The following is a 219-nucleotide window of genomic DNA, read 5'->3' as shown; positions in this document are numbered from 1 at the left end:
CGGCGGCTCTTCTTCGTCATCTTCGCTCCTGATTCGCAGCAAGAATCCTCGCCGCTGTCAGGCAGAAAATCCACTCAAGCTACTGTCCGAATTTGCGGGGCCAGCTCTCTGGCCCGTTCGGCTTGCGAAGCGCATCGGACGTGGATCGAAGAACAGGTCCGGCTGAAGCGGAACGCGCAGGCGATTTACCAGGACCTGGTTGATCAATTTGGCTTTCCG

At 58.0% G+C, this 219-nt stretch carries 1 protein-coding gene; it reads left to right on the top strand.

Annotation, left to right across the window (positions count from 1 at the left end; all coding sequences use genetic code 11):
• Positions 1 to 219, top strand: a 219-nt coding sequence (locus QJT78_RS52855; protein ID WP_281461017.1) for a hypothetical protein, incomplete at both ends; no start/stop codon positions are given.

The sequence above is a fragment of the Bradyrhizobium sp. Mp27 genome (assembly GCF_029953005.1).
Classification (GTDB): domain Bacteria; phylum Pseudomonadota; class Alphaproteobacteria; order Rhizobiales; family Xanthobacteraceae; genus Bradyrhizobium; species Bradyrhizobium barranii.
The sequence above is the reverse complement of the archived record's forward strand: the minus strand, read 5'-3'. Positions and strand labels throughout refer to the sequence as shown.